24 protein-coding genes are annotated in these 25854 nt (G+C 59.9%); 15 read left to right on the forward strand and 9 right to left on the reverse strand.

All coding sequences use genetic code 11. From position 1 onward, the window contains the following. Positions 1–52 precede the first annotated feature (52 nt). From pstC to phoB, 5 genes are read left to right on the forward strand one after another with little or no spacing between them, the layout of a single operon-like run. Complete coding sequence (gene pstC, locus AQS8620_RS07615; RefSeq protein ID WP_085836263.1) at positions 53–1525, forward strand: phosphate ABC transporter permease subunit PstC; 1473 nt, start codon at positions 53–55, stop codon at positions 1523–1525. Continuing rightward, entirely contained in the window at positions 1525–2880 is a 1356-nt protein-coding gene (gene pstA, locus AQS8620_RS07620; protein WP_085836264.1) for a phosphate ABC transporter permease PstA, read from the forward strand. The genes pstC and pstA overlap by 1 nt, the downstream gene beginning before the upstream one ends. A gap of 16 nt (positions 2881–2896) precedes the next feature. Further along, positions 2897–3694 (forward strand): phosphate ABC transporter ATP-binding protein PstB, encoded by a 798-nt coding sequence (gene pstB / locus AQS8620_RS07625; RefSeq protein WP_085836265.1) that lies wholly within the window; start codon positions 2897–2899, stop codon positions 3692–3694. Between the two features lie 13 nt (positions 3695–3707). Continuing rightward, positions 3708–4424: a phosphate signaling complex protein PhoU gene (phoU, locus tag AQS8620_RS07630; protein WP_085836266.1), complete on the forward strand. Its 717-nt coding sequence runs from the start codon at positions 3708–3710 to the stop codon at positions 4422–4424. Beyond that, positions 4424–5113 carry a phosphate regulon transcriptional regulator PhoB gene (phoB, locus tag AQS8620_RS07635; RefSeq protein ID WP_085836267.1) on the forward strand — a complete coding sequence of 230 codons (690 nt, stop codon included), beginning with the start codon at positions 4424–4426 and terminating at the stop codon, positions 5111–5113. The genes phoU and phoB overlap by 1 nt, the downstream gene beginning before the upstream one ends. A 117-nt stretch (positions 5114–5230) precedes the next feature. On the opposite strand, the gene AQS8620_RS07640 is transcribed toward phoB, so the two are convergent. Continuing rightward, a complete protein-coding gene (locus AQS8620_RS07640) occupies positions 5231–5803 on the reverse strand; it encodes a L,D-transpeptidase (protein WP_085836413.1) in 573 nt (190 codons plus the stop codon). Positions 5804–6102: 299 nt separating this feature from the next. On the opposite strand from AQS8620_RS07640, the gene AQS8620_RS07645 reads away from it, so the two are divergent. Beyond that, entirely contained in the window at positions 6103–6933 is an 831-nt protein-coding gene (locus AQS8620_RS07645; protein WP_306345903.1) for a helix-turn-helix transcriptional regulator, read from the forward strand. Between the two features lie 442 nt (positions 6934–7375). Here the strand turns inward: AQS8620_RS07645 and tsf are convergent, their stop codons facing one another. Both tsf and rpsB read right to left on the reverse strand, forming a co-directional pair. Beyond that, complete coding sequence (gene tsf / locus AQS8620_RS07650; protein WP_085836268.1) at positions 7376–8251, reverse strand: translation elongation factor Ts; 876 nt, start codon at positions 8249–8251, stop codon at positions 7376–7378. A 169-nt stretch (positions 8252–8420) separates the two neighbouring features. After that, positions 8421–9176: a 30S ribosomal protein S2 gene (gene rpsB / locus AQS8620_RS07655; RefSeq protein WP_085836269.1), complete on the reverse strand. Its 756-nt coding sequence runs from the start codon at positions 9174–9176 to the stop codon at positions 8421–8423. A gap of 344 nt (positions 9177–9520) precedes the next feature. Between rpsB and AQS8620_RS07660 the strand changes: the two genes are divergently transcribed. The 3 genes from AQS8620_RS07660 (at position 9521) to AQS8620_RS07670 (ending at position 12253) form a co-directional block, all read left to right on the forward strand. Further along, entirely contained in the window at positions 9521–10423 is a 903-nt protein-coding gene (locus AQS8620_RS07660; RefSeq protein WP_085836270.1) for a PfkB family carbohydrate kinase, read from the forward strand. After that, complete coding sequence (locus AQS8620_RS07665) at positions 10420–11340, forward strand: pseudouridine-5'-phosphate glycosidase (protein ID WP_143267472.1); 921 nt, start codon at positions 10420–10422, stop codon at positions 11338–11340. The genes AQS8620_RS07660 and AQS8620_RS07665 overlap by 4 nt, the downstream gene beginning before the upstream one ends. Before the next feature lie 148 nt (positions 11341–11488). Further along, positions 11489–12253, forward strand: coding sequence for a DUF502 domain-containing protein (locus AQS8620_RS07670; protein ID WP_085836271.1), 765 nt, complete (start codon positions 11489–11491; stop codon positions 12251–12253). 25 nt (positions 12254–12278) lie between these two features. Here AQS8620_RS07670 and AQS8620_RS07675 read toward each other — a convergent pair whose 3' ends face one another. Together AQS8620_RS07675 and AQS8620_RS07680 are read right to left on the reverse strand one after the other, a co-directional pair. Then, positions 12279–13379: a patatin-like phospholipase family protein gene (locus AQS8620_RS07675; protein ID WP_085836272.1), complete on the reverse strand. Its 1101-nt coding sequence runs from the start codon at positions 13377–13379 to the stop codon at positions 12279–12281. Beyond that, positions 13379–14152 (reverse strand): 3-hydroxybutyrate dehydrogenase, encoded by a 774-nt coding sequence (locus AQS8620_RS07680; RefSeq protein ID WP_085836273.1) that lies wholly within the window; start codon positions 14150–14152, stop codon positions 13379–13381. The genes AQS8620_RS07675 and AQS8620_RS07680 overlap by 1 nt, the downstream gene beginning before the upstream one ends. Before the next feature lie 493 nt (positions 14153–14645). On the opposite strand from AQS8620_RS07680, the gene AQS8620_RS07685 reads away from it, so the two are divergent. From AQS8620_RS07685 to AQS8620_RS17050, 3 genes are read left to right on the forward strand one after another with little or no spacing between them, the layout of a single operon-like run. After that, positions 14646–16478: an extracellular solute-binding protein gene (locus AQS8620_RS07685; RefSeq protein WP_085836274.1), complete on the forward strand. Its 1833-nt coding sequence runs from the start codon at positions 14646–14648 to the stop codon at positions 16476–16478. Beyond that, a complete protein-coding gene (locus AQS8620_RS07690) occupies positions 16475–16600 on the forward strand; it encodes an entericidin EcnA/B family protein (protein ID WP_085836275.1) in 126 nt (41 codons plus the stop codon). The genes AQS8620_RS07685 and AQS8620_RS07690 overlap by 4 nt, the downstream gene beginning before the upstream one ends. A 17-nt stretch (positions 16601–16617) precedes the next feature. Beyond that, the gene (locus tag AQS8620_RS17050; RefSeq protein ID WP_159453216.1) at positions 16618–16770 is read left to right on the forward strand and encodes a hypothetical protein; all 153 of its coding nucleotides are present in this window, start codon (positions 16618–16620) and stop codon (positions 16768–16770) included. 83 nt (positions 16771–16853) lie between these two features. On the opposite strand, the gene AQS8620_RS07695 is transcribed toward AQS8620_RS17050, so the two are convergent. Beyond that, on the reverse strand, positions 16854–17342 hold the full coding sequence (locus tag AQS8620_RS07695; RefSeq protein WP_234990414.1) for a cupin domain-containing protein: 489 nt from the start codon (positions 17340–17342) through the stop codon (positions 16854–16856). 208 nt (positions 17343–17550) lie between these two features. Beyond that, complete coding sequence (locus AQS8620_RS07700) at positions 17551–17838, reverse strand: hypothetical protein (protein ID WP_085836277.1); 288 nt, start codon at positions 17836–17838, stop codon at positions 17551–17553. Between the two features lie 463 nt (positions 17839–18301). Between AQS8620_RS07700 and AQS8620_RS07705 the strand changes: the two genes are divergently transcribed. Both AQS8620_RS07705 and AQS8620_RS07710 read left to right on the forward strand, forming a co-directional pair. After that, positions 18302–18940, forward strand: a complete 639-nt coding sequence (locus AQS8620_RS07705; protein ID WP_085836278.1) for a DsbA family oxidoreductase — start codon at positions 18302–18304, stop codon at positions 18938–18940. A gap of 344 nt (positions 18941–19284) precedes the next feature. Continuing rightward, positions 19285–20508, forward strand: a complete 1224-nt coding sequence (locus AQS8620_RS07710) for a multidrug effflux MFS transporter (RefSeq protein WP_234990415.1) — start codon at positions 19285–19287, stop codon at positions 20506–20508. A 70-nt stretch (positions 20509–20578) separates the two neighbouring features. Here AQS8620_RS07710 and mfd read toward each other — a convergent pair whose 3' ends face one another. Together mfd and AQS8620_RS07720 are read right to left on the reverse strand one after the other, a co-directional pair. Continuing rightward, positions 20579–24025, reverse strand: a complete 3447-nt coding sequence (mfd, locus tag AQS8620_RS07715; protein ID WP_085836279.1) for a transcription-repair coupling factor — start codon at positions 24023–24025, stop codon at positions 20579–20581. A 68-nt stretch (positions 24026–24093) separates the two neighbouring features. Next, positions 24094–24621 carry a component of SufBCD complex gene (locus AQS8620_RS07720; RefSeq protein ID WP_085836280.1) on the reverse strand — a complete coding sequence of 176 codons (528 nt, stop codon included), beginning with the start codon at positions 24619–24621 and terminating at the stop codon, positions 24094–24096. A 192-nt stretch (positions 24622–24813) separates the two neighbouring features. On the opposite strand from AQS8620_RS07720, the gene hemB reads away from it, so the two are divergent. Beyond that, positions 24814–25815 carry a porphobilinogen synthase gene (gene hemB, locus AQS8620_RS07725; protein ID WP_085836281.1) on the forward strand — a complete coding sequence of 334 codons (1002 nt, stop codon included), beginning with the start codon at positions 24814–24816 and terminating at the stop codon, positions 25813–25815. Positions 25816–25854: the final 39 nt, after the last annotated feature.

Raw genomic sequence — 25854 nt, forward strand, 5'->3', positions numbered from 1 at the left:
GGGCCGGCACGCTCGAGCTTGACCTGCAACGCGCCATCGCAAAGTGAGACCCATGCCCGCTCTCTGGCTTCTCGTGATTGTCCTCATCCTCGCTGCTGCGGGCTTTGTCGCGGGTCGTTCCCGCGCAATGGCCGACGCGCAGGGGGATGTTCGCAACCTCCACTCATTGCCCGTCTACTATGGCAACCATGTCATGCTCGCGGTGCTTTTGCCCGCTGTCTTGATCCTCGGGATCTGGCTGCTGCTGCAACCGCTGGCCGCAACCCAAGTCGCATCCTCCCATATTTCGCCCGACAGCTATGCTGACACGGGCGCTTTGTCGTTGATCATGTCCGATGTGCAACGGGTCGCCGAAGGTCTGAACCGCGCCGTGGCGCAGGGGCTGATTTCGGCGTCCGATGCCAATGCGCTGGACGCAACCACCACCGATGTGCGCGCGCTTTCGGTCAGCGCCGGCGTGCCCGTGGCGGCACAGGTCACCCCCGATATGCTGGCCGCCGCCGAGGCCGTGCGCCATGTCAGCGCGATTGGCAGTTGGTTGATGAGCGGCGTTGTCCTTGCTGTGGCGCTGGTGGCAGGCTTTGTCGCCTGGTCGCAGATCACCAAAGACTTCCGGGCGCGCAACACGGTGGAACGGGTTGTCAAAGGCCTGCTGATTTTGGCGGCGATGATTGCCATTCTCACAACCGTGGGCATCGTTTTGTCGCTTCTGGGCAATACCATCCGCTTTTTCGGTCTCTATCCGGCGATGGATTTCTTCTTTGGCACCACCTGGGCCCCGTCGTTCGGGGGCGGGTCCGAACTGGGCATTCTTCCGCTGTTCTGGGGCACCTTCTACATTTCCATCGTGGCGCTGATTGTTGCGGTGCCGGTGGGATTGTTTGCCGCCATTTATCTGTCCGAATACGCCGGTCCCAAAGTGCGCGCCTTTGCCAAGCCGCTGCTCGAGGTGCTCGCAGGCATTCCGACCATCGTCTACGGTCTCTTTGCGCTGCTGACCGTTGGTCCGCTGTTGATGAAGCTGTTCGGACAGGACGGCACCTTCGGCGTGACCTGGATGCAGGGTGGCACCTCGGTGATGACGGCCGGCCTGGTCATGGGGGTGATGTTGATCCCCTTCGTGTCCTCGCTGTCGGATGACATCATCAACGCCGTGCCCCAATCCATGCGCGACGGCTCGCTCGGGCTGGGGGCAACGAAATCGGAAACCGTGCGTCAGGTGGTGCTGCCCGCAGCCTTGCCCGGCATCGTGGGGGCGATCCTTTTGGCGGCCTCGCGCGCCATTGGCGAGACGATGATTGTCGTGCTCGGGGCAGGGGCTGCGGCCCGCCTGTCGATGAACCCGCTGGACGCCATGACCACCGTGACCACGCGGATCGTCAGCCAGCTCACGGGGGATGCGGATTTTGCCTCGCCCGAAGCGCTGGTGGCCTTCGCGTTGGGGATGACGCTTTTCGTCATGACCCTCGGTCTCAACATCTTTGCACTCTACATCGTGCGCAAATATCGGGAGCAGTACGACTGATGTCGCTCGCAGACGCCAACACACCCGCCCCCTCCGCCGCGCCCAAATCGTCGATCCTGACGACGGATGCGCGCACCAAGAAACGCAACCGCGCCGAAGCCCGTTTCAAAGCTTACGGCATCGGAGCCATCGTCCTTGGCCTTGCCTTTCTCGCCGCCCTTTTGGTGTCGATCATCGGTAACGGCATTCCCGCCTACACCCAGACCTTTGTCACCGTGCCTGTCTATCTTGATCCGGCGGTGGTCGACAAACAGGGCAACCGCGATCCGGCCGAGATGGCCAAGACCACGACCTTTGGCTATGCGCCGCTGATCCAGAACGCCTTTGCAACCGAAGTCAGCCAGAATGGCATCACCACCGATATGGCCCCCAAGAAGCTGGCCGATATCCTGTCGGCCTCGGCCACGGGGCAGGTGCGCCAGACTGTGCTCGACGATCCCGAGCTGGTCGGGCAAACGGTGGAATTCCGCCTGCTGGCTTCCAGCCGCGTGGATGGCTACCTCAAGGGCCGGGTGACCCGCGAGGCCTTGGCACGCGACAAGAACCTCGATGCAGCCCACCTTGATATCATCGACACGCTGCGCACGGCAGGGGTCGTCAACCGGACGTGGAACTGGGATTTCATTTTCGGGGCCGATGCGTCGGAAAGCCGTCCCGAACAGGCCGGAATCGGTGTGTCGATGGTCGGTTCCTTGTTCATGATGCTGGTGGTGTTGGTTTTGTCCTTGCCCATCGGTGTTGCGACCTCGATCTACCTCGAAGAATTCGCGCCCAAGAACCGCTGGACCGACATCATCGAGGTCAATATTTCCAACCTCGCGGCCGTGCCCTCGATTGTCTTCGGTATTCTGGGCCTTGCGGTGTTCATCCAGTTCGGCCACCTGCCCAAATCCGCACCCCTGGTGGGCGGTCTGGTGCTGACGCTGATGACATTGCCGACGATCATCATTTCCACACGGGCCGCTTTGTCGGCCGTGCCGCCCTCGATCCGCGATGCCGCGCTCGGGATCGGGGCTTCCAAGATGCAGTCGGTGTTCCACCACGTGCTGCCGCTGGCCATGCCCGGGATTTTGACCGGCACCATCATCGGGCTGGCACAGGCTCTGGGGGAAACCGCGCCGCTGCTGCTGATCGGCATGGTGGGCTACATCGCCTCCAACATGCCCGACGGGATTGCCGCAGGCTTCATGGCACCGAACTCGGCCATGCCCGCGCAGATCTATGAATGGGCCAAGCGTGCTGACCCCGCTTATTACGAACGTGCTTGGGGCGGGATCATCATCCTCCTGCTCTTTCTCATGACAATGAACATCATTGCCGTGATCCTTCGCCGCCGCTTCGAGCGCCGCTGGTAAACTGGAGAGCAGACAAATGAACGATATGCGACTTACAAAACAGGACGTTGATATGCAGGACGTGAAAATCTCCGCCAAGGGCGTGCAGGTGTTTTACGGCGACACCCACGCCATCAAGGACGTTGACGTCGAGATCAAAGACAAAACCGTCACCGCCTTTATCGGACCGTCCGGCTGTGGCAAATCCACCTTCCTGCGGTGCCTGAACCGGATGAACGACACCATCGACATCTGCCGCGTGGAAGGCTCGATCCAGCTCGATGGTGAAAACATTTACGACAAACGGGTCGATCCGGTGCAACTGCGCGCCAAGGTGGGCATGGTGTTCCAGAAACCCAACCCTTTTCCCAAATCGATCTATGACAACATCGCCTATGGTCCGCGCATCCACGGTCTGGCGAAAAACAAAGCCGATCTGGACGAGATCGTTGAAAAATCCCTGCGGCGCGGGGCGATCTGGAACGAGGTCAAGGACCGTCTGCATGCGCCGGGCACCGGCCTGTCGGGCGGGCAACAGCAGCGTCTTTGCATCGCGCGCGCCGTTGCGACCGAACCCGAAGTGCTGTTGATGGACGAACCCTGTTCCGCACTCGACCCGATCGCGACCGCACAGGTCGAGGAGCTGATCGACGAGCTGCGCGCCAACTACTCGGTGGTCATCGTGACCCACTCGATGCAGCAAGCGGCGCGCGTGTCGCAACGCACGGCGTTTTTCCACCTCGGCAACCTCGTCGAATACGGCGAGACAGGCACGATTTTCACCAACCCGACCGATCCGCGGACTGAATCCTACATTACCGGCCGGATTGGCTGAGGAGAGCAGACAGATGAATTCCGAAACTCACATCGCTTCCGCTTTTGACCGCGATCTTGAAGCCATTCAGGCGCTTGTTGTCAAAATGGGCGGGCTGGTCGAACATAATATCTCCGATGCCGCGCGCGCCCTTGAGGATCGCGATGTCGAACTCGCCGCGCAAGTGCGCGCTGCCGACAAGGCTGTCGATGCGCTCGAAGAGCAGATCAACGTCGAAGCCGCGCGCGTTATCGCGATCCGCGCACCGGCGGCCTCTGACCTGCGCACGGTTCTGACGGTGATGAAAATCGCAGGCAACCTCGAGCGCTGCGGCGATTACTCGAAAAATCTGGCCAAGCGCACCGCGATCCTGTCGCAAATGGACCCGATCGGCGGCACGGCGAAATCCATCCGCCGCATGGCGCGCGAAGTCGAGCAGATGCTCAAGATTTCGCTCGATGCCTATATCCAGCGCGACGTGACGCTGGCCGAAGAAGTGCGCCACCGCGATCTTGACGTTGACCAGATGTACAATGCGCTGTTTCGTGAATTCCTGACCCATATGATGGAAGATCCGCGCCACATCACCGCCTGTATGCACCTGCATTTCATTGCCAAAAATATCGAACGGATGGGCGATCACGCCACCTCTATCGCAGAGCAGGTGATCTACCTTGTGACCGGCAGCCTGCCGGATGAAAGCCGCCCCAAGGGTGACCTGACCTCGACATCGGATATGGGCCTGAGCTAATGGCGAATGTTCAACCGCGTGTGCTGTTGGTCGAGGACGAGCCCGCCCAGCGAGAGGTGCTTTCTTACAACCTCTCCGCTGAGGGCTTTGGGGTGACCACCGCTGAAAACGGCGACGAGGCACTGATGTTGGTGGACGAGGAAACGCCCGATATCATCGTGCTGGACTGGATGCTGCCCGGCGTGAGCGGGATCGAGGTCTGCCGCCGCCTAAAACTGCGCAGCGAAACCCGCAATGTGCCGATTATCATGCTGTCGGCGCGCTCCGAAGAGGTGGACCGCGTGCGGGGGTTGGAAACCGGCGCGGATGATTACGTCGTGAAACCCTATTCCGTGGTCGAGTTGATGGCCCGCGTGCGCACGCAGTTGCGCCGTGTGCGTCCGGCATCGGTGGGCGAAACCCTGGCCTTTGACGACATCACGCTGGATGCGGAAACCCACAAGGTGTTTCGCTCGGGCGAGCAGCTAAAGCTTGGCCCGACCGAGTTTCGCCTTTTGACGACGTTCATGGAAAAGCCCGGAAGGGTGTGGTCGCGCGAACAACTTCTGGATCGTGTCTGGGGCCGCGATATCTATGTCGATACGCGCACCGTTGACGTGCATATCGGTCGCTTGCGCAAAGCGCTCTGCCAGTTCGGCGGCGGCGATCCGCTGCGCACCGTGCGCGGCGCGGGCTATGCTTTGGGTTAAATGGGCCTTGGGTTAGATGGGCCCTGGATTAGGTGGCGCATGTTTGAAAAAAGAAAGGGCAGGGGATTTCCCTGCCTTTCTCGTGTCTTGTGGTGTGAAGGTGATGCCGTTTCGAACTCAGGCGGTGGTGTTGTGCACCGTGACGCGCGTTCCCAGCGGGACGCGTTCGTAAAGGTCTTCGACATGCTCGTTGATCATCCGCACACAGCCCGACGACACGGAGGTGCCGATGGTCCAGGGCTGCGGTGTTCCGTGGATGCGATACATCGTGTCGCGCCCGTTGCGATACAGATACAGCGCGCGCGCCCCAAGAGGGTTATCAGGACCGCCGGGCACGCCGCCTGCAAACTGTTCGTACACGTCAGGTTCGCGGGCAATCATGTTTTTGGTCGGGGTCCAGCTGGGCCATTCGACCTTGCGCTTGATTGTTGCACTGCCAGAAAAATTGCGACCCTCAGAGCCGACAGCCACGCCGTAGCGCAGGGCTTTCTGGTTCTCGAGGATCAGGAAAAGGTAATGACGTGCGGGGTTTACGTGAATTTCGCCTTCGATGAAACCCGGTTGGATATCGACCACAGTCGGCATGAAGCGCGACGGGATCTCATAGGTTTGCGGCGCACGTTGAGCCAGAGCGGGCAAAGGCAGCGCGGCTGCGGCACCGGAGGCAAGAAGCATGCGTCGAGAAATCATCGGAAATATCCTGTCATCTTTGGTCATCACGCATACATAACGCATCGGAGAGCAAAAGGTTGCAGCTCTCTTGAGACTTCGCGAGATTTTTACCGACAAAGGGCGCGATCACCGGTCTGTCCTTAATTATCGCAGCGTCGCAGGGGAAAGCTCGACCGTCTCGCAGGTCAATCCGTACTTCTTATAATCAGTATTATGATAATAAATGAGAGGACGCGCAGGCGAAATTCAAAGGATTCATCCTCTTGCGCTGATTTGCGTCGCAAAACGGATATATCTTTGTATAGATTTGTGTCAGCTTGGCGGACAGCCGCGCGCTCTTCACGCCAAGTTTTTCGCGCGCGCGCAACGGGCTGGCAACGAAAGCGGTGGAGAACGTGGTAGACCTTCTGGATTATCTCGAGCGCATCATGGATGCACGGACGATCGAAGAACTTTGGGACACGCATGTCAGTGCGATGGGAAGTTTCGGATTTGACCGCTTGCTCTACGGCTACACGCGGTTTCGCACGCCCAACTCCTTTGGCGCGCATGATGATATCGTCATTCTGACGAACCATGATCCCGCCTATGCCAAACGCTTTTTCGACGACGGGATGTATTTCCATGCGCCTATGGTGCGTTGGGCTGCCGAAAATACCGGCGCATGTTCCTGGAGCTGGATGCAAAGCAACGCTCATATTCTCAGTCCGAGCGAGTTGAAAGTCGTGGAGATGAACCGCTCCTTCGGTGTCGTTTCAGGCTTTTCCGTAAGTTTTGCCGACACTTCGACGCGGATCAAAGGTGCTATCGCCCTGACGGCGCCCGTCGATACACCCCAATCGCAGGTCGATGCGCTTTGGGCGGTTGAAGGGCGCAAGATCGAAGCGATGAACAACATGTTCCACCTGCGCGTGAATTCCCTGCCCTATGCCGCAACGCGCAAATCGCTGACCAAACGCCAGCGCGAGGCGCTCGAATGGGTTGGCGACGGCAAAACCACGGCCGATATTGCCGAAATCATGGGGCTGACGTCGGCCACGGTTGAAAAACACCTGCGCCTTGCCCGCGAAGCCCTGAACGCAGAGACCACCGCGCAAGCTGTTCTAAAGGCTTCCTTTCAGAATCAGATTTTCGTCATCGAGGCCTAGGGCGTTGTTGTTTCAAGATTTTGTCGCAAGTCATTGAATTTTATCATTTATAAATGCTGACCGTTTGGTCAGGTATGGAATACATGACTTTCTTTACGTTACGTTAACGGACATAGTGTCGATGTTCCGTGAGTGGTAGCTTTTGCTATGGAACAACGAACCGACCGGCAGCGGCAGTCTTCAGGCCGTTTAAGGAAGGTCTCCGGGGGACCGGAATTCGGGCTGGGGGTCGGTATTTTGCGGCCCCTGCCCGACCCACCAACTTCGGCGCGCAGTGTCATCCCGCGTGCGTCGTTTGCGCAATGTGCGGTGCAGCTTCCCCGAGTTGCACCGCATTTTCATGACCACGGCCGCGCCGCAAGATCCTAAAACCAACCGTTCAAACGAAAAATGGCCAACCCGAAGGTCAGCCATTTCCCAAACAAAGCGCGTGCTCGCGGCGTTAGCCTTTGAGCGTTTTCGCAACTTCAGCCGCGAAATCTTCGGCTTCTTTTTCGATGCCCTCGCCGACTTCGAGACGCACGAAACCGGTCACTTCAACGCCGGCTTCTTTTGCAGCGGCTTCAACCGTGAGATCGGGGTTCACGACAAACGCCTGACCCAGAAGCGTGGATTCAGCGATCCATTTGTTCATGCGGCCTTTGATCATGTTTTCGATGATGTTTTCGGGCTTGCCGGACTCGCGCGCGATGTCCATCTGCACCTGCTTTTCTTTCTCGACAACAGCCGGATCAAGATCAGCTTCGCTCAGCGAGGCGGGGTTTGCAGCGGCGATGTGCATCGCAACCTGCTTGCCGAAAGCTTCGTTTTCGCCCGAAAGCGCCACGAGAACACCGATTTTGCCCATGCCGGGTGCTGCTGCGTTGTGCACATAGGACACGACGGAGACGCCTTCGACTTTGGACATGCGGCGCACGCCGAGGTTTTCACCGATGGTCGCGATTTTCGCGGTCACGGTGTCGCCCACGGATTTGCCGTCAAGGTCGGCTGCGACAAGCGCTTCTACGCTGTCGGTCGTCAGGGCAACGTCAGCGATGCTGGCGACGAGTTTCTGGAACTCGGCGTTTTTCGCAACAAAGTCGGTTTCGGAGTTCACTTCAACAGCGACACCGGTGCCGCCGTTCACAGCGACGGCCACAAGGCCTTCTGCTGCGGTGCGACCGGATTTTTTCGCGGCTTTCGCGAGGCCTTTGGTGCGCAGCCAATCGATCGCGGCGTCAAAATCGCCGTCGTTTTCGGTCAGCGCTTTTTTCGCGTCCATCATGCCTGCGCCAGTGGTTTCGCGCAATTCTTTCACCTGAGCTGCAGTAATTGCCATGTCGGCTCTCCTCAAAATCTGGTGGGTATCTGGTGGTGTCTTATGGGGTTTAGAGCGGGACTACCCTGCCCTCGTAAAATCCACATGACAAAGAAAAGACGCCCGCGATGTCGCGCGGCGCCGCAAGGAAACCGGAGCCTGCGCAAAAGCTGCAGGCTCCGAAAATCGCTTAGGCTTCAACAGCTTCTTCGACGGGTGCGTCTTCGAGTGCACCGAGGTCAACACCGGCTGCGCCCATGGAAGCGGTCATGCCGTCCAGTGCTGCACGTGCGACGAGATCGGTGTACAGAGCGATTGCGCGCGCTGCGTCATCGTTGCCGGGGATCACGTAGTCGATGCCTTTGGGCGAGCAGTTGGAGTCAACGATCGCCACAACGGGAATGCCGAGTTTTTGAGCTTCGAGGATGGCGAGGTCTTCCTTGTTGACGTCGATGACGAACAACAGGTCGGGCACGCCGCCCATTTCACGAATGCCGCCGAGCGAAGCGTTCAGCTTGGCTTGGTCGCGTTCCATGTTCAGGCGCTCTTTCTTGGTGAGGCCCTCTGCACCGTTTGCCAGACGCTCGTCGATCATTTTGAGACGGGCGATGGATTGGGACACGGTTTTCCAGTTGGTCAGCGTGCCGCCGAGCCAGCGGTGGTTCATGTAGTATTGTGCGGATTTCTCGGCAGCTTCGGCAATCGCGCCAGCGGCCTGACGTTTGGTGCCCACGAACAGAATGCGGCCACCTTTTGCAGCGGTGTCACGCACAACCTGCAGCGCCTGTTCCAGCATGGGAACGGTCTGGGTCAGGTCGAAAATGTGGATACCGTTGCGGTCGCCGTAGATGTATTCTTGCATCCGCGGGTTCCAGCGCTGCGTCTGGTGACCAAAGTGAACGCCTGCTTCGAGAAGCTGACGGATGTTGAAATCGGGAAGCGCCATAATAATGTTCCTTTTCCGGTTTGCGCCTGAGCGAGACCTTGAGGGATGATCCCGAAAAATCGGGGTCCCAACCGGTGGACCGTTCGAGGATATCTCCCCCGAGGGCCCGAGCCTCGCCTGTGAAGTGCCGCGCGTATAGACCGGAACCATCCCCCGTGCAAGCCTTATCGCCGCGGTTTGCATCGCGCCGCCCCTTGGGGGATTTCGCCGCCCCACAGATCCTCCTTGCGCGACGACGACAGATGCCCGTTTTGGCGGCAGCTCTGCGAGCTCGGGTCTGGCAAAACACCGGGCGGTGTTGAAACCGCCTTGCGAGAACTTGTCCAAACGGTCAAAAAGGCCGGATGACACATTCTCTCGAAAAGCTGCCCGTTCTGTGCATTGGCTCGGTTTTGTGGGACATCATCGGCCGCTCCTCCTCTGCGATGCGGCAAGGGTCCGACGTTCCGGGGCGCATTACCCGTGTGCCGGGCGGTGTCGCGATGAATATCGCGATGGCTCTGGCGCGCTTTGATGTGCCTTGCGAATTGCTGAGCGCCGTGGGGCGCGACGCTGCGGGCGACGGCCTTTTGGCGCAGGCGCGCGCGCGCGGTCTGGGGGTGGCGCATCTTTACCGCTCCGAGGATCTGCCCACCGACAGCTATATGGCGATCGAGGGCGCAAACGGGCTGATCGCCGCAATCGCCGATGCGCATTCGCTCGAGCAGGCGGGCGACAAGATCCTGCGCGCCCTGGAGCATGGCCCCTTGGGCACTGTCCAAGCGCCCTTTGGGGGGACGATCGCTCTGGACGGGAACCTCACGCTCGATCTGCTGCGCCGCATTGCCAAAAGCGCCATCTTTGCGCGCGCCGACCTGCGGGTGGCGCCGGCAAGCCCCGGCAAAGCAGAGCGGCTTGCGCCCTTTTTTGGTCACGCGGGGACGACGTTCTACGTCAACCTCGAGGAGGCCGGTCTGCTGTGCCACAGCGGTTTCGACAGCGCGCAAACGGCGGCCCGCGCCATGGTCGAGCGGGGCGCGACGCGCGCTCTGGTGACGGATGGCGGCAAGGCCGCGGCCTTCGCGACAGCCGACCTCTGCCTTGTTCAAACACCGCCCCCGGTACTGGTGGCCCGCGTCACCGGCGCAGGCGACACCTTCATGGCGGCCCATATTGCCGCTGAACGCAACGCCGCCGCCCCCGATATCGCCCTATCCGCAGCCCTCACCGCAGCGGCTGCCTATGTTTCCGGAGAAACGCCTCTATGACTTTGCCCGATTTGCCCCTGATCCTGTCGCCCGATGTTGCGCAAGCGCTAAGCGCGGGCCAACCCGTGGTGGCCTTGGAAAGCACGATCATCACCCACGGCATGCCCTATCCGCAAAACCTTGAAACCGCGCGGCGGGTCGAATCCGAGGTGCGCGCGCATGGCGCGACTCCGGCCACCATCGCCATTTTGGGCGGAACGGTGCATGTCGGGCTGACCTCTGACCAGCTGGAGGCGCTGGCTCAGGCCAAGGATGTTGCCAAACTCAGCCGCGCGGACCTGCCGGTCTGCATCGCGCGCAAAGGGAACGGTGCGACCACTGTGGCGGCAACGATGATCTGCGCGCATCTGGCCGGGATCAAGGTCTTTGCCACGGGGGGTATCGGCGGGGTGCATCGGGGCGCGTCGGAAACCTTTGATATTTCAGCCGATCTGCTGGAACTTGCGCAGACCCCGGTGACGGTTGTCGCCGCTGGTCCCAAAGCGATCCTCGACATCCCAAAGACACTGGAAGTGCTTGAAACGCATGGCGTTCCGGTGATCACGGTCGGGCAGGACGCCCTGCCCGCCTTTTGGTCGCGCGACAGCGGTATTGCCACGCCCCTGCGTCTGGATGACCCTGCTTTGATTGCGCAAGCGGCGCAGATACGGCAAGCAATGGGCCTTAAAGGCGGGCAGTTGATCACCAATCCGATCCCGCGTGAGGCGGAAATTGCGCGCGCCGAAATTGATCCGGTGATCGAGGCGGCGCTGGCCGAGGCGACGGCCAAGGGCATTGGCGCCAAAGAGGTCACGCCCTTCCTGCTCGACGCGATGTTCCGCCTGACCGAGGGGCGTTCGCTGATCGCCAATATTGCGCTGGTGCTCAACAATGCGCGGCTTGCCTGCGCGATTGCCATCGCTTTTGCCAAAGGATGAGGCTGCGCGCCTTGCGCGCCTGCGACAAACCGCGCTGCGCGTTCGATTTTCGGCGCGCTCTGCCTTGTGGCGCGAAGGTGCGGCGCTTAGATTAGCGTGAGTTTTCGCCACGCCTCCCCGATTTTTACAAAGCGATAGATCCCGCCAGATGAGCAAACCTTTTGACGAGACCCCGCAAGACCCCAAGCACCGCCGCACATTGGGGTCGAGCCTGCGGGCCGCCTTTCTGACCGGCCTAGTGGTCGTCGCCCCCATCGGCCTGACGGCCTATGTCATCTGGACCGTGATCGGATGGGTGGATGGTTGGGTGCTGACCTTTGTGCCCCAAACCTATCATCCGACGGAGGTCTTGAACCGTTTCCTGGGATATACCGACCCTGCCGACAAGTTGACGGTGAACCTGCGCGGCGTTGGGGTGATCATTTTCCTGGTCTTCACGGTGATCGTTGGCTGGCTTGCCAAGGGGCTGATCGGGCGCAGTTTCATCCGCTGGGCCGAGCGGCTCGTGGATCGCACGCCCATCGTAAGATCGATCTATAACGGTTTGAAACAAATTGCAGAAACGGTTTTCGCCCAATCGGAAACCTCCTTTGACAAGGCCTGCCTTGTGGAATATCCGCGCCGCGGCATCTGGGCCATCGGCTTTATTTCCACTCAGGCCCGTGGCGAAGTGGCCCAAGCAACCCCCGGTGACGAGCCGGTGATGTCGGTCTTTGTCCCGACCACGCCCAACCCGACCTCGGGATTTTTGCTGTTTTTCCCGCTGAGCGACATCATTATCCTCGATATGAGCATCGAGGATGCAGCCAAACTGGTGATTTCGGCAGGGCTTGTTTACCCGAATGGGAAAGACGCAAAACTGGCAGTCGAAAGCGGCGCCCTGTCCAGTGCTTCGGGGCAGTCTGCACTTTAAAATTTCCGCTTAAGGCATTGTTAAATCATGAAAACATTTCTTTGAGATCGATTGTCCCGCGCTCGTTGAGGTCGTCGAAATGATCCTCCAGAAACCGGTCCGCGGCGACGCGACCGGCGTCGAACAGGCGGCTGAGCAGGATCGGTGTCGGGATCAGTTTGGTGGTGGCCGACAATTCGTTCATCAGCCGGTCATCCGACACCATATGCACATGGACATTCTTCATCGCGCCTTCGGGCATCCGCCCCTGGGCAATCAGGCGCTGCACGAATTCGGCAGCGCGCAATTCGCGCAACAAAGAAGAGTTAAAGGATATCTCGTTGACCCGATTGGCAATTTCCATCGGTGAGAGCGGCATTTCCTTGCGTTCGAGCGGGTTGATATTCACGATCAGAATGTCTTCGGGCAAATCGGTCGCATAGAGCGGAAACAGCGCGGGATTGCCCGTAAAGCCGCCATCCCAAAACACATCCTCAACGCCGGTTTTGGGGTCGGTGATCTTCACCCCCTGAAAGACCGTGGGCAAACAGGCCGAGGCCAGAACGACATCATCGGTGATTTCGGCGTCCTCGAACACGCGGATTTTTCCCGTGCGCACATTCGTGGCCGAAATCATCAACCGCGGCCCGCCGCAGTCGCCCACTTGCGAGAAATCGAACTTGCGCACGATGCGTTCAAGCGGGTTTTCGTAAAACGGGCCATAGGCATAGGGGCTGACGGCGTTGCTCATCATTTCCATCAGCGGCTGGGCAAAGGCGAGTTCGACAGCGCGCGCGACCTGCGCGGTTGCCGGGCCGAAATGGGTCAGCCAGTTGGCCATGCGCATATCGGTGATCGCGCCCATCTGGCGCCAGAGCCAGTTGAGGTTTTCGCGGGCGTGATCGCGGCTTTGCGCCAGTCCCATTTTCAAGGCAAACCCGTTGAGCGCACCCGCAGATGTACCTGAAATCGCGGCGATTTCCACGCGCTCCTCGTCCAAAAGCCGATCCAGAACGCCCCAGGTATAGGCGCCATGCGCCCCGCCGCCCTGCAGCGCAAGATTGATGGATTTCACCGCCGGTTTCGCCCGTCGCTTTGCGGGCTTTGGGGGGGCCGCGCCCCCCGTGGGCGTCAGGGGGCGATCCATTATTGCGCTGTCCAGCCGCCATCCACGGAAATCGAGGTGCCGGTCACCTGCGCGGCATAGTTCGACGCCAGATAAGCGACGGTGCCGCCGATCTGTGCGGTGGTGGCAAATTCCTTGGTCGGGGCTTTGGCAAGGATCACCTTTTCGATGACCTCCTCGCGCGACATGCCGTATTCTTTCATCGTGTCGGGGATTTGCGCCTCGACGAGCGGGGTCAGCACATAGCCCGGGCAGATGGCATTCACGGTGATATTGTCCTTGGCCGTTTCCAGCGCGGCGACTTTTGTCATGCCCAGAATGCCGTGCTTGGCGGCGACATAGGCGACTTTATAGGGCGAGGCGCGCAGGCCGTGGGCCGAGGCGATGTTGATCACCCGCCCCCAGCCGCGTTTGCGCATCACGGGCAGCGCGGCGGCCGTGGTGTGAAACGCCGAACTGAGATTGATGGCGATGATCGCGTTCCATTTGTCTTCGGGAAATTCGTCGATCGGGGCGACGTGCTGGATGCCTGCGTTATTGATCAGAATGTCGATGTCGCCCGCCTGTTCGATCAGCATGCGGCATTCGTCGCCCTTGGACATATCGGCCTTGATGTAGGTGACGTGAACGGCGAATTCCTTGGCCAGCTTGTCCGCAAGATCGTGGTCTTCTTTGGAGTCGGTAAAGGAATTGAGGACAATGTTGCAGCCCTGTTTTGCCATTTCCTGCGCAATACCAAGGCCGATGCCGGAGTTGGAACCGGTGATGACGGCGAGTTTACCTTCGAGGGGCATATGATGTCTCCAAATTTCACGTGCAATCTGTCGCGCCCAAGCCAACCGAGTGTCGTCCTGTAGCAGATCCGTTGACTGTCAATGTAGATGCTGCGGCTGCAAAGGGTAGGATTTTCTTGCGGCATATGTTTGCACCCGACATCACGGAATCGGCACCTGTTCTGACAGCGGGGCGCGACTCAGGCAAAATTAGAGGGCAATTTGCCGCCCGTAAGGCGCGCATCGGCCCGCGCCCCCGCGGCGTCACGCGCCACATCACCTTGCAAAATAAGGAGCATCGGCCCACCCCAACCGCAGTTTGGCCAAAAAAAAACGCCAGCACGAAGCTGGCGTTAAGTTATTGAGGCAGGTTTCATACAGGCAAGAAACCTATCGAGCAGTGAGGTCTTTATACGCCGTTGTGCGCCCCACTCCAAGCTAAAAGTTTGAAAAGGCTGGCAGGCCCCTCTAGTCTCGCCACAAACACTACGGGACAGGAGGCATTGTTCTCGAAATGACGACACCAATTATGCGCCGCGTGACGGGGCTGCGCGCAGCCGCGATTCTGACGCTCACCACAAGTCTGCTCGCGACGCCGCTTTGGGCCGAACCGTCCCATGGCATCGCTATGTATGGCGATCCGGCGCTTGCGGCGGACTTTACCTCCCTGCCCTATGTGAATGCCGATGCGCCCAAGGGCGGTGCCTTGATTACCGGCGAAGGCGGCAGTTTCGACAGCCTCAATCCCTTCATTACCAAAGGCTCCGCGCCGTGGCAGTTGCGCTTTATGATGGCCGAAAGCCTGATGTACCGGAACTGGGATGAACCCTTCACCGAATACGGGCTTTTGGCCTCGGCGGTGGAAACCGGACCGAATCGCGAGTGGGTGGAATTCACCCTGCGCCCCGAAGCCGCGTTTTCCGATGGCAGCCCGCTGAGCGTAGCGGATGTGATCTTTTCGCATGAATTGCTCGGCACCGTGGGTTCGGGGCGCTACCGCTCTTTTTATGACGCGGTTGCCTCGGTCGAACAGACTGGCGAGAACAAGGTCAAATTCACCTTTAACACCGACAACCGCGAATTGGCGCTTTTGGCCGGATTGCGCCCGATTCTGTCCAAAGCACAGTGGGAGGGCAAGGAAGAGGCCTTTAGCGAAAGCGGCTTTGACAATATTCCGCTGACCTCGGCCCCCTATGTCATCGACGATTTCAAAGCGGGCTCTTACGTGTCGCTCAAACGCAATCCCGACTACTGGGGCCGTGATCTGCCCGTGATGCAGGGGCTCGACAATTTTGACGAGATCCGCTGGGAATTCTTTGCCGATTCCTCGCTGGTGATCGAAGCTTTCAAGGCGGGCGAGCTGAATTCCCACCGCGAATTCAACGCCCAGACATGGGAACAGCAATATGATTATCCCGCCGTTACCAATGGCGCGGTGATCAAGGATGAAATCGCCCATCAACGCCCCTCGGGCATGACAGGCTTTGTGTTCAACACCCGCAAACCCCAGCTTGCGGATTGGCGCGTCCGTCAGGCGCTGATCAACCTGTTCAATTTCGAATATATCAACGAGGTCAAAAACGGCTCCAAACAGCCGCGCATCACCTCGTATTTTTCCAATTCGCCGCTGGCGATGTCGGATGGCCCCGCGCAGGGGCGCGTTCTGGACCTTTTGACCCCCTATCGCGATGACTTGCTGCCCGGCGCGCTCGAAGGTTACGCCCTGCCCGCTTCCGATGGCAGCCAGTCCAACCGCAGCAATCTGCGCGCGGCGCTGAAGCTGTTCGAGGAGGCCGGCTATACGGTGGAAAACGGGGTGATGACGGGTGCGGATGGCGCCCCTTTCACCTTCGAGATCCTGCTCAAAAGCGGCGATGGCGAGAACGGGTCGATCATCGACCTCTACGTCGAGCAACTTGCCCAAGCGGGCATCACCCCCAAAGTGACGACCGTCGATCCCGCGCAATACGAGGAACGGTTGGCGGCGTTTGATTTCGGTCTGACCGACATCCGCCGCGGCCTGTCGCTGTCGCCGGGCACGGAGCAGATGCAATATTGGGGATCGGCTGCCGCAGATAGCGAAGGATCGCGCAACCTGATGGGGGCCAAAAGCCCGGCCATCGACGGTCTGATCGACACGCTGGTCTCCGCACAGTCCAACGAGGATTTCGTCGCGGCGACCAAGGCGCTGGACCGGGTGCTGACAACGGGGCGGTATGCCATCCCGATTTACCAGTGGAACGTCAGCTGGATTGCGCATGACAGCGCATTGCACTATCCCGACACAGTGCCGATCTATGGCGACTGGATTATGTGGCAAACCGAAACCTGGTGGAGCGAAAAATGACCCGCGTTCTGACACTGACAACTCTTTTGGCGCTGGCCTCTCTGACCGCTGCTTGCAACACCGTTGCGGGCGTGGGCGAAGATGTCTCGGGCGGTGCGCGCACCGTGCAGAGTTGGTTCTAAAACGGATGAGTGACCGGATGAGTGATTTGGGTGCATCAACGAAATTGGCGGCAAGTCTCGTGCTTGCCGCCTTTGTGCTGTCGTCTTGCGGCGTGGCGGTGAAAACCGTCGGCACGGGCGTCAAGGCAACGACGGGCGTGGCCAATATGGCCGCCCAAACCGTGTTCTAGCCAGACCGTGTTCTAGCCAGACCGTTTTTAACCCGACCGTTTTTAACCGGGCCTTTTTTAACCGGGCCTTTTTTAGGGGCGCGCTATTTCTTGCCGACCGCGCCGCCCAGCTGCGTGATGTCGCCCTGCGCGACAAGGTCCCAGGGCTGGCCGGCGTTGCGGTAGATGCGCTTGCCCTGATCGGGGTAATCCGCCACATCATGGGCTGCGCGCTCGCCGACCACCAGACAGCGCAGCACCTCGTCTCCGGTGTTCTGGATCGAATGCGCCAGCCCCCCTTTGCGATAGCCGATGAAATCGCCCGCCGCGATGGCGTGGTTCTGCGCGCCGATGCGTGCGGTGGCCGTGCCTGACAGCACATAGACCGCTTCATCCTCGTAGAAATGAACGTGGTGTTCGGTGGTCTCGCAGCCCGGGGCGACCTCGATCAAATGCACCCCGATCCCCGTCAGCCCCGTCAGATCCCCCAGCGACAGATTGCGCCGCTGCGCATTGGTGTTGAGAAAATGGGTTTTATCCGTTCCCGCCTGCGCGCCAATCTCGGCAGCTTTGAGAAGATATGTCTCGCCCATGTCGGCCTCCATCGTGATGCCGAACTATGTCCCAATGATCGCGAAAAGACGAGTGCCAACACGAAAAAGGCCCTGCGGATGCTGTTGTCGCATCTTTCGCAGGGCCTCACTTTGGGGGGTATCAACTGCTCGATAGTCCGCCCGTATGCCTTGGTGTCACACCTCTGTTTCCCGCTCATTTGTCGGCGGGTTCGGGTGCCTCGTCCCGTTACTGAGGAAGACGTCCAAGGGTAATTTCGATATTCTCAAGCTCGGAAACAACCGAGCCGGTCGGCAAGTGGTTCAGCGCCCCTGCAACGATGGCGAGTGCTGCGATCGACCCAAGCACCAAAGTGACAATCGGCAAGCGCATGGATTTGCGTGGGACCGGGCGTTGAAGCTCTTCGCTGGTCAGCCGTGTTGCCAAAGATGCGCCATCGCGCGCCTTGGAGTCGCCAAGGGTGCGTTTCGCCCGACCCTGGTAGGTCGAAAAACTCGTATCAGAATAGAACGCCATGAGGGTCACCGTGTAACAATTTGTTTGATGTCAGTACTTTAACCACGATTCCCTGCGCCGGTCACGGCTTCGAGAGCTGACATATTTGGCGCAAGCCCTTGCGCGGATTTCGGCAATTCCAACGGAACGCAGGGCGAACAAATCAAAAACAGAGTCGGGTTTGCAAAGTTTGCAAACCCCGCAAACACAACATATAGGGCAAGGAGAACATGCGGATTTCGGAAAATTGTGAGGGGGCGGAATTTTGTTCCGAACTCCCTGCCCGAATCGCACAGTCAGGCCGTTGGCACGGTACAGCGTTGGGACAGGGTCAGAGGCGCAGCGGCAGAGCCGTGATCGGGCCTGCCTGCGCCGGGCGGCGATTGCGGGTTCGATTTCGCCGGCCAAGCTGCTAGGCTTTGGGCAACATCCGCCGCCGCGCCATCCCTGCGGCGCGGAGCGAACCCTCATCAAAGAGTCCTTCATGGTCAAACTCGACATCTTCTCCGATCCCGTCTGCCCCTGGTGCTTTCTTGGCAAAGCCCGCCTCGACGCCGCTCTGGCCGCGCAGCCCGATCACCCGTTCACCATTGAATGGCATCCGTTCCAGATTGCGCCCGACATGCCGCAGGCGGGCATTGCGCGCGCCACATATCTTGAGGCGATCTTTGGCTCCAAAGACAAAGCCGTTGCCGCCCATGTCGATCTCGCCGCGCTGTTTGCCGAGGCGGGTCTGGAGGTGGATTTCGAAAAACTGACCCACAGCCCAAATTCGCGCGACTCCCATCGGCTGATCCATTGGGCGGGCATCGAGGGGCGTCAGGCGGCGATGGTTTCGGCGTTGTTCAGCGCATATTGGCTGGAGGGGCGCGACATCGGTGATGCCGAGGTTCTCGCTGATCTGGCCGATGGGCTGGACATGGACGCAGCACTTGTGCGCCGCCTGCTCGCCTCGGATGCCGATATCGACGAGATCGCCGCCCGCGAAACCTATGCCCGCGAGCATGGCGTGACCTCCGTGCCGACCTATGTCATCGCCAACGCCCATGCCGTTCCGGGCGCGCAGCCAACGGCGCTGTGGGAACGGGTGATCGCGGAATTGAAGGCCCAGGAAAGCGCGTAACGCTCAAGCGCGTAACGCCAGAACCGATAAGCCCTTCGCAAAACACGGCAGACAGCCTCGACGGTGGGGGTGCATGAAACGCAGGTTGCGCGCAGGCGGCGCCGACTTGCGCATTTGTGCAGGACGCCTTTGCGCTCAGGCGCAGAAAAATTGTCCCCAAAGCGTTGCGCGGGGCTAGTCAGAGCGTGGTCTAGAGGGTAGCCTCTGACAACCGCAGGTATGTGCTATTGGCACACAGTTTGGCGATCCGGTTCTCCCGTCCTCCTCCTCCTCCCGCCGCCACGCTGACTTGCTCGTTATTCTGTCAGACCTGCCGATCAGGTCCCATTCTCGGAGCCTCCCTTATGCCCCGTCGTTTATCCGACCTCGAATTCGTGGTGATGCTGGCGTTTCTTTTCGCCATGGTCGCCTTTTCCATCGACTCCATGCTGCCCTCGCTTCCGGCGATTGCCGACGAGTTGACCCCCGATAACATCAACAAAGCCCAACTCGTGCTGACCGCCTTCATGGCTGGCATGGGCGTGGGTACCTTTGTCGTTGGCCCGATTTCCGACGCTGTCGGGCGCAAAATGACCATCACCGCCGGTATCGCGATCTATATCGTCGGCGCCGTGCTGGCCGCCCGCGCGACTTCCCTTGAGGGACTTCTGGTGGCGCGCGCGCTGCAAGGTCTTGGGGCTGCCAGCCCGCGTATTGTTGCGCTTGCCATGGTGCGTGACCTCTACAAGGGCCGCGAAATGGCGCGGATCACCTCTTTCTTCATGATGATTTTCATCATGATTCCGGCCTTGGCCCCGGCCATCGGGACGGGCATTGTCGCCTTTTCCAGCTGGCGCGGCGTGTTCGTTTCCTATGCTGTGCTGGGTGTTTTCGCCGCTCTGTGGCTCAATCTGCGCCAACCTGAAACGCTGGACCCGACCGAACGGCGCGCCATTTCGGCACGCTTGCTGAAATCGGGGGTGCGTGAAGTCCTGTCCAACAAAATGGTCATGTTGATCCTGGGCGTGCTGATCCTGGGCTTTGGCCAGATGTTTGCCATGCTGTCCTCGACCCAGCAAATCTACGATCAGGTCTTTGACAAAGCGGCGAGCTTTCCGTTCTGGTTTGCGGGCATGGCGCTGCTGGCAGGCACAGGGACGATCGTGAACGCGACACTGGTGAACAAGATCGGGATGCGCCGCCTCGCCATCGCGGCCTATATCGGCCAGACCTTTATTTCCTGCGCTTATCTGGCGGTTATCTCCACGGGGTTGATTCCCCAAGCGCTTGATTTCCCGCTGTATTTTGCGTGGTCCGTGACGGTCTATTTCATGGTCGGCATCACCTTTGGCAACCTCAACGCGCTGGCTTTGGAACCCTTGGGGCACATGGCGGGTCTGGGGTCGTCGGTGATTGGCGCCTTGTCGACCGTTGGTGCGGTGCTGGTCGCAGCGCCCATCGGCCTCGCGTTTAATGGCAGCTATGTGCCGCTGGTTTTGGGCACCTTCTGCTGCTCGGGTCTGGCGTGGCTCCTGATGAGCAAAACCCGCGCGCTGGAAACGGGCGCGCAGGTTCAGCCCGCCGAATAATCCCGTCCCCGAACACTCAAAAGGGCGCCCCGAGAGGCGCCCTTTTTCATGTCCGCAGCTCAGCGGGGCCTCAGCCCGGTTTTGCGTATTTCGCCAGATCCTGCGCCACCGAAAACGCGCCTTTGATCTTGTCGCTGTCCTTGGCCCAATCGCGGCGCACGACGATCTTGGTCCCCGATACTTTGGCCGCCGGGCCTTCGCCCTGAATGAATTTGACCAAGCCTGCCGGATTGGCAAATTTGTCGTTGTGGAACTGGATCGTCAGCCCCTTTGGCCCGCCATCCAGTCGTGAAATGCCAGCGCGGCGGCACATTTCCTTGATCCGCACGATCAGCAAAAGCGTGTTCACCTCTTTGGGAAGCTTGCCAAACCGGTCGATCAATTCAGCCGCGAAGCCTTCCAGCTCGACCTTGGTTTTCAGCGCGGACAAGCGGCGATACAGCCCCAGACGCACATCGAGGTCGGGCACGTAAACCTCCGGAATCAAAACAGAAACCCCGAGGTTGATCTGCGGTGCCCAGGCGTCGTCATCCGCCACGATGGATTCGGTCTCGCCCGATTTGATCTTGGCAATCGCCTCTTCCAGCATGGCCTGATACAGCTCGTAACCCACTTCCTTGACCTGACCGGACTGTTCCTCGCCAACAAGATTGCCCGCGCCGCGAATATCGAGATCCTGAGAGGCAAGCGTAAAGCCCGCCCCCAATGTGTCGAGACTGCCCAGCACCCGCAGACGCTTTTGCGCCGCCGGTGTCAGCGGCGCGCGCGGCTTGGTCGTCAGATAGGCATAGGCCCGTGTTTTGGAGCGCCCGACACGACCGCGGATTTGATACAGCTGCGCCAGACCGAACATATCGGCGTGATGGATGATCATCGTGTTGGCAGTCGGAATGTCGATGCCGCTTTCCACAATCGTCGTAGCGACCAGCACATCGTATTTCCCGTCGTAAAAGGCGTTCATCCGCGCGTCCAGATCGCCCGCGGCCATCTGGCCGTGCCCGATGACATAGGTCACCTCGGGCACATGTTCTTTCAGGAATTCCTCGACTTCGGGGATGTCCTTGATGCGCGGGACGACAAAGAAACTCTGTCCGCCACGGAAATGTTCGCGCAGCAATGCCTCGCGCAGCGTGATCGTGTCGAATTCGGACACATAGGTGCGCACCGACAGACGATCCACAGGCGGCGTGCCGATGATCGACAGATCGCGCACCCCCGTCAGCGACATCTGCAGGGTGCGCGGAATGGGCGTTGCCGAGAGTGTCAGCACATGGATATCGGATTTGAGCGACTTGAGCCGTTCTTTGTGGTTCACGCCAAAGCGCTGTTCTTCGTCCACCACGAGCAGGCCGAGGGATTTGAAGCGCACCGATTTGGCGAGCAACGCATGGGTGCCGACGACAATATCAACTTCGCCCGTCGCCAATCCTTCGCGCGTCTTAGCCTGCTCGCGCGCGCCAACAAAGCGCGACAACGGTCTGACATTGATCGCAAATCCGCGAAACCGCTCGGCAAAGGAATTATAGTGCTGGCGTGCAAGCAAGGTGGTTGGCGCAATCACCGCGACCTGAACGCCCGCCATCGCCGCCACAAAGGCTGCCCGCATCGCGACCTCGGTTTTGCCAAAGCCCACGTCCCCGCAGATCAGGCGATCCATCGGCGTGCCGCTTTCGAGATCGTCGAGCACATCCTCGATGGCCTTCAACTGATCCTCGGTTTCCGAATAGGGAAACCGCGCGCAGAACGCTTCCCACATGTCGGCAGGCGGTTCCATGATCTGGCCGTGACGCAGATGGCGTTCGGCGGCAATGCGGATCAGCTTGTCGGCAATGTCGCGGATGCGCTGTTTGAGCCGCGCTTTCTTGGCTTGCCAGGCGCCGCCGCCCAGTTTGTCAAGCAACCCCTCGTCATGGCCGAACCGGCTGAGCAGCTCGATATTTTCCACCGGAAGATAAAGCCGGTCCCCGCCTGCATATTCCAGCAGCACGCATTCATGCGCCGCCCCAAGTGCGGTGACCACCTCGAGGCCGCGATAAATCCCCACACCGTGGTCGGCGTGAACGATCAGATCGCCCGGACTGAGGCTTTGCACCTCGGTCAAAAAGTTTTCGACTTTTCGTTTGCGTTTTGTGCGGCTTACCAGACGATCCCCCAGCACGTCCTGCTCGGAAATGACGGTGATATCCTTGGCCTCGAACCCCTGATCAAGGCCCCAAACCGCCAGATAGACGCCGCCCTTGCCCTCGGGCACATCGCGCCAGTCGCCGATCTGGGTTGCCCCGACCAGCCCTTGATCCTCCAGCAAGCCCGCAAGCCGCTCGCGCGCGCCTTCGGAAAACGAGGCGATGACCACCTGCCCCAGCTTGCGCCGCGCCTCAACATGTTTCTCCAAGGCTTCGAAAAGGCTGACAGATTCCTGTTGGCGCTCTGGCGAGAAATTGCGCCCGATCCGCCCGCCGGCATCGATGACATTAGGCCCGGAGGCCTGGGGGAGCGGCGAGAAATGCAACAGCCGATGGCCCGAAATCGCATTGCGCCACGCGAGATCGTCAAGATACATCAACTCGGGCGGACAGGGCTTGTAGGGCGCATCCATTTTCTTTTTCTGGCTCAGCGCATGTTTACGCGTCCCATATTGATCGGCGATGCTTTCCCAACGTGAAATACGCGCTGTATCCGATTGATCATCAAGAGAAATAACCGCATCAGGCAGATAGTCGAACAGGGTTTCCAGACGCTCGTGGAAAAAGGGCAACCAATGTTCGATGCCCGCATGTTTGCGCCCCGCCGACACCGCCTCATAGAGGGGATCATCATTGCCTGCCGCGCCGAATTCGATGCGGTAATTCTGGCGGAACCGCGTGATCGCCGCCTCGTCGAGAATGACCTCGGACACCGGCGCAAGTTCAATGGTCTCAAGCTTTTCCACCGTGCGCTGGCTGGCAGGATCAAAGCGGCGCGCGCCGTCAAGCACATCGCCAAAGAGGTCCAGCCGGATCGGCCCGTCCTGGCCGGGGGGAAAAATGTCGATGATTCCCCCGCGCACGGCGTAGTCGCCCGGCTCCATCACCGTGGGCGCCTGGGTAAAGCCCATGCGCACCAGAAAAGCGCGCAGCGCGGGTTCGTTCAGGCGCCGCCCGACCTGCGCGCTAAAGGCCGCTTCACGCAGGATGTCGCGTGCGGGCACCCGCTGGGTTGCAGCGGACAGCGTGGTGAGCAGGACGAATTTCCCGCGCAACGCGCCCTGCGCAAGAGCCGCCAGCGTGGCCATCCGCGCCGCCGACACATCGGCATTGGGCGAAATCCGGTCATAGGGCAAGCAGTCCCAGGCCGGAAATTCGACCACCGGAATATCGGGAGCGAAAAACGCCAGAGCCGCGCGCATCGCCGCCAGACGTTTGTCGTCGCGTGCCACATGCAACACGGGGCCGGCGGCCTTGGCCACTTCGCGCGCCACCAAAGCGGCATCAAAGCCTTCGGGCGCGCCACCGACGCGGATATGTGCAGTCTCAGCCAAATCTATAGTCCTTTGAGGGCGTGCGGCCCGTCTTTTGGGGCCCGTCTTTTGGGGCCCGTCTTTTGTCGCTAGTGGCCCCAAGGGCCAACAAAGAGGTTTTGATACATGCCCCACATGCCGGTGACAAAAATAGACGCCATTCCAATCAGTTGGGTGCGAAATCTGTGGCGCGTCAACTGTTTGAGCAGCACATCGCCGCCCTGATCCACCCGTTTGATCCGTTGCGCTGTGCCAACCGACATCCAAAACACCAGCGTCATCGGGAAAGCCATCAAGAACAACGCCTGCCCGAATTCGAAGTTGTAAAAGAAACCGGTGATAAACAAAGCCGTCAAAGCCGCGGCGGTTCCCGCCGTAATCATCAGGCCCGACACCTCGGAAATCGTCAGCAATCTGTTGACGTTGATGCGCACGAGATCTTCAAGGTCGACCATGGTTTCGCCGCCCTGTTTGCGCGCGCGCGTCATCAGGTCAAAGGGCACGCCCAACACGTAATGCGACGCGGTCGACCAGAGAACCGCCAGCGCGATCCAGTACCACAGATTGGAAAAGGACCGCATGTTGATCACTTCTAGGATCTTGAGATAGATATCCACTGGTTTGGGTCCGATCTTGCGTTATCTGGTCTTTGGCCAACGACTTGCGGCGGGCCGTTCGTGCGGGTCCGGCTGCGACACATCGTCGTTTGGCGCAATCTAAAGCGCCGTTTGCGCAATTCCTACCCTTGAACGGGCGGATGTTCCATGCCACCCGTCATGCAACTGCAATAAAACCGCAAGGATCAGCCCATGAGCCGTGCCACTGTCGCCGCTTTCCCCGCCCACCGGTTGCGTCGTACCCGCAAGATGGAGTCCCTGCGCGGACTCGTTCGTGAAAACCATCTGGCGGCGGCTGATCTTATCTGGCCCGTGTTCATTCGCGACGGCGTGAACGAAACCACCCCCGTGGCCTCCATGCCCGGTGTCGAGCGGCTGACGGTGGATGTGTTGGTGCGCCGCGCGGTCGAGGCTTTTGCCGCCGGTGTGCCTGCGATTTGCCTCTTTCCCTATACCAGCGCTGAGGACCGCACGCTTGACTGTGCCATGGCGTGGGACGCCGACAACCTGACCAACCGCGCCATTCGCGCGCTCAAGGCCGAAGTGCCCGAGATGGCGGTGATGACCGATGTTGCGCTCGATCCGTACAACATCAACGGCCATGACGGCTTTGTCGTCGAGGGTGAGATCGTGAACGATGAGACCGTCGCGGCGCTGGTGAAAATGGCGCGTGCGCAGGCCGAAGCGGGCGCGGATATCATCGGCCCCTCGGATATGATGGACGGGCGCATCGGTGCGATCCGCACCATGCTGGAGGCCGAGGGCCATATCAACGTGTCGATCATGAGCTATTCGTCGAAATATGCGTCGGCGTTCTACGGGCCGTTTCGCGATGCGGTCGGGGCTTCGGCGGCGCTGAAGGGCGACAAGAAGACCTACCAGATGGACCCTGCCAATTCCGAGGAAGCCTTGCGGCTGATCGAGCGCGACCTGTCGGAGGGCGCGGATATGGTGATGGTGAAGCCGGGGATGCCCTATCTTGATATCATCCGTTCTGTGCGCGAGAACTTTGGCGTTGCGACCTTTGCCTATCAGGTGTCGGGCGAATATGCGATGATCCAAGCCGCAGCGGCAAACGGTTGGATTGACGGGGAAAAGGCCATGGTCGAAAGTCTGATGTGTTTCAAACGCGCAGGCTGCAACGGCATCCTTACCTATTTTGCCCCGGCGATGGCCAAGCTGCTATCGGCGTGACGGGGGTATTGGGATCCGAAAGAAGCAGGGCCGCAGCGC

It is taken from the genome of Aquimixticola soesokkakensis, assembly GCF_900172375.1.
Classification (GTDB): Bacteria; Pseudomonadota; Alphaproteobacteria; order Rhodobacterales; family Rhodobacteraceae; genus Aquimixticola; species Aquimixticola soesokkakensis.

Bases quoted from the DNA above. Each gene is read 5' to 3' on its own strand.
- pstA (WP_085836264.1), top strand. From the start codon at position 1,525: ATGTCGCTCGCAGACGCCAACACACCCGCCCCCTCCGCCGCGCCCAAA.
- phoU (WP_085836266.1), top strand. From the start codon at position 3,708: ATGAATTCCGAAACTCACATCGCTTCCGCTTTTGACCGCGATCTTGAA.
- AQS8620_RS07695 (WP_234990414.1), bottom strand. From the start codon at position 17,342: ATGGGCGAGACATATCTTCTCAAAGCTGCCGAGATTGGCGCGCAGGCG.
- AQS8620_RS07680 (WP_085836273.1), bottom strand. From the start codon at position 14,152: ATGCCCCTCGAAGGTAAACTCGCCGTCATCACCGGTTCCAACTCCGGC.
- AQS8620_RS07705 (WP_085836278.1), top strand. From the start codon at position 18,302: ATGGTCAAACTCGACATCTTCTCCGATCCCGTCTGCCCCTGGTGCTTT.
- pstB (WP_085836265.1), top strand. From the start codon at position 2,897: ATGAACGATATGCGACTTACAAAACAGGACGTTGATATGCAGGACGTG.
- AQS8620_RS07710 (WP_234990415.1), top strand. From the start codon at position 19,285: ATGCCCCGTCGTTTATCCGACCTCGAATTCGTGGTGATGCTGGCGTTT.
- pstC (WP_085836263.1), top strand. From the start codon at position 53: ATGCCCGCTCTCTGGCTTCTCGTGATTGTCCTCATCCTCGCTGCTGCG.
- AQS8620_RS07675 (WP_085836272.1), bottom strand. From the start codon at position 13,379: ATGGATCGCCCCCTGACGCCCACGGGGGGCGCGGCCCCCCCAAAGCCC.
- AQS8620_RS07640 (WP_085836413.1), bottom strand. From the start codon at position 5,803: ATGATTTCTCGACGCATGCTTCTTGCCTCCGGTGCCGCAGCCGCGCTG.
- AQS8620_RS07670 (WP_085836271.1), top strand. From the start codon at position 11,489: ATGAGCAAACCTTTTGACGAGACCCCGCAAGACCCCAAGCACCGCCGC.
- tsf (WP_085836268.1), bottom strand. From the start codon at position 8,251: ATGGCAATTACTGCAGCTCAGGTGAAAGAATTGCGCGAAACCACTGGC.
- AQS8620_RS07665 (WP_143267472.1), top strand. From the start codon at position 10,420: ATGACTTTGCCCGATTTGCCCCTGATCCTGTCGCCCGATGTTGCGCAA.
- AQS8620_RS07700 (WP_085836277.1), bottom strand. From the start codon at position 17,838: ATGGCGTTCTATTCTGATACGAGTTTTTCGACCTACCAGGGTCGGGCG.
- AQS8620_RS07690 (WP_085836275.1), top strand. From the start codon at position 16,475: ATGACCCGCGTTCTGACACTGACAACTCTTTTGGCGCTGGCCTCTCTG.
- AQS8620_RS07660 (WP_085836270.1), top strand. From the start codon at position 9,521: ATGACACATTCTCTCGAAAAGCTGCCCGTTCTGTGCATTGGCTCGGTT.
- hemB (WP_085836281.1), top strand. From the start codon at position 24,814: ATGAGCCGTGCCACTGTCGCCGCTTTCCCCGCCCACCGGTTGCGTCGT.
- AQS8620_RS17050 (WP_159453216.1), top strand. From the start codon at position 16,618: ATGAGTGATTTGGGTGCATCAACGAAATTGGCGGCAAGTCTCGTGCTT.
- AQS8620_RS07685 (WP_085836274.1), top strand. From the start codon at position 14,646: ATGACGACACCAATTATGCGCCGCGTGACGGGGCTGCGCGCAGCCGCG.
- rpsB (WP_085836269.1), bottom strand. From the start codon at position 9,176: ATGGCGCTTCCCGATTTCAACATCCGTCAGCTTCTCGAAGCAGGCGTT.
- phoB (WP_085836267.1), top strand. From the start codon at position 4,424: ATGGCGAATGTTCAACCGCGTGTGCTGTTGGTCGAGGACGAGCCCGCC.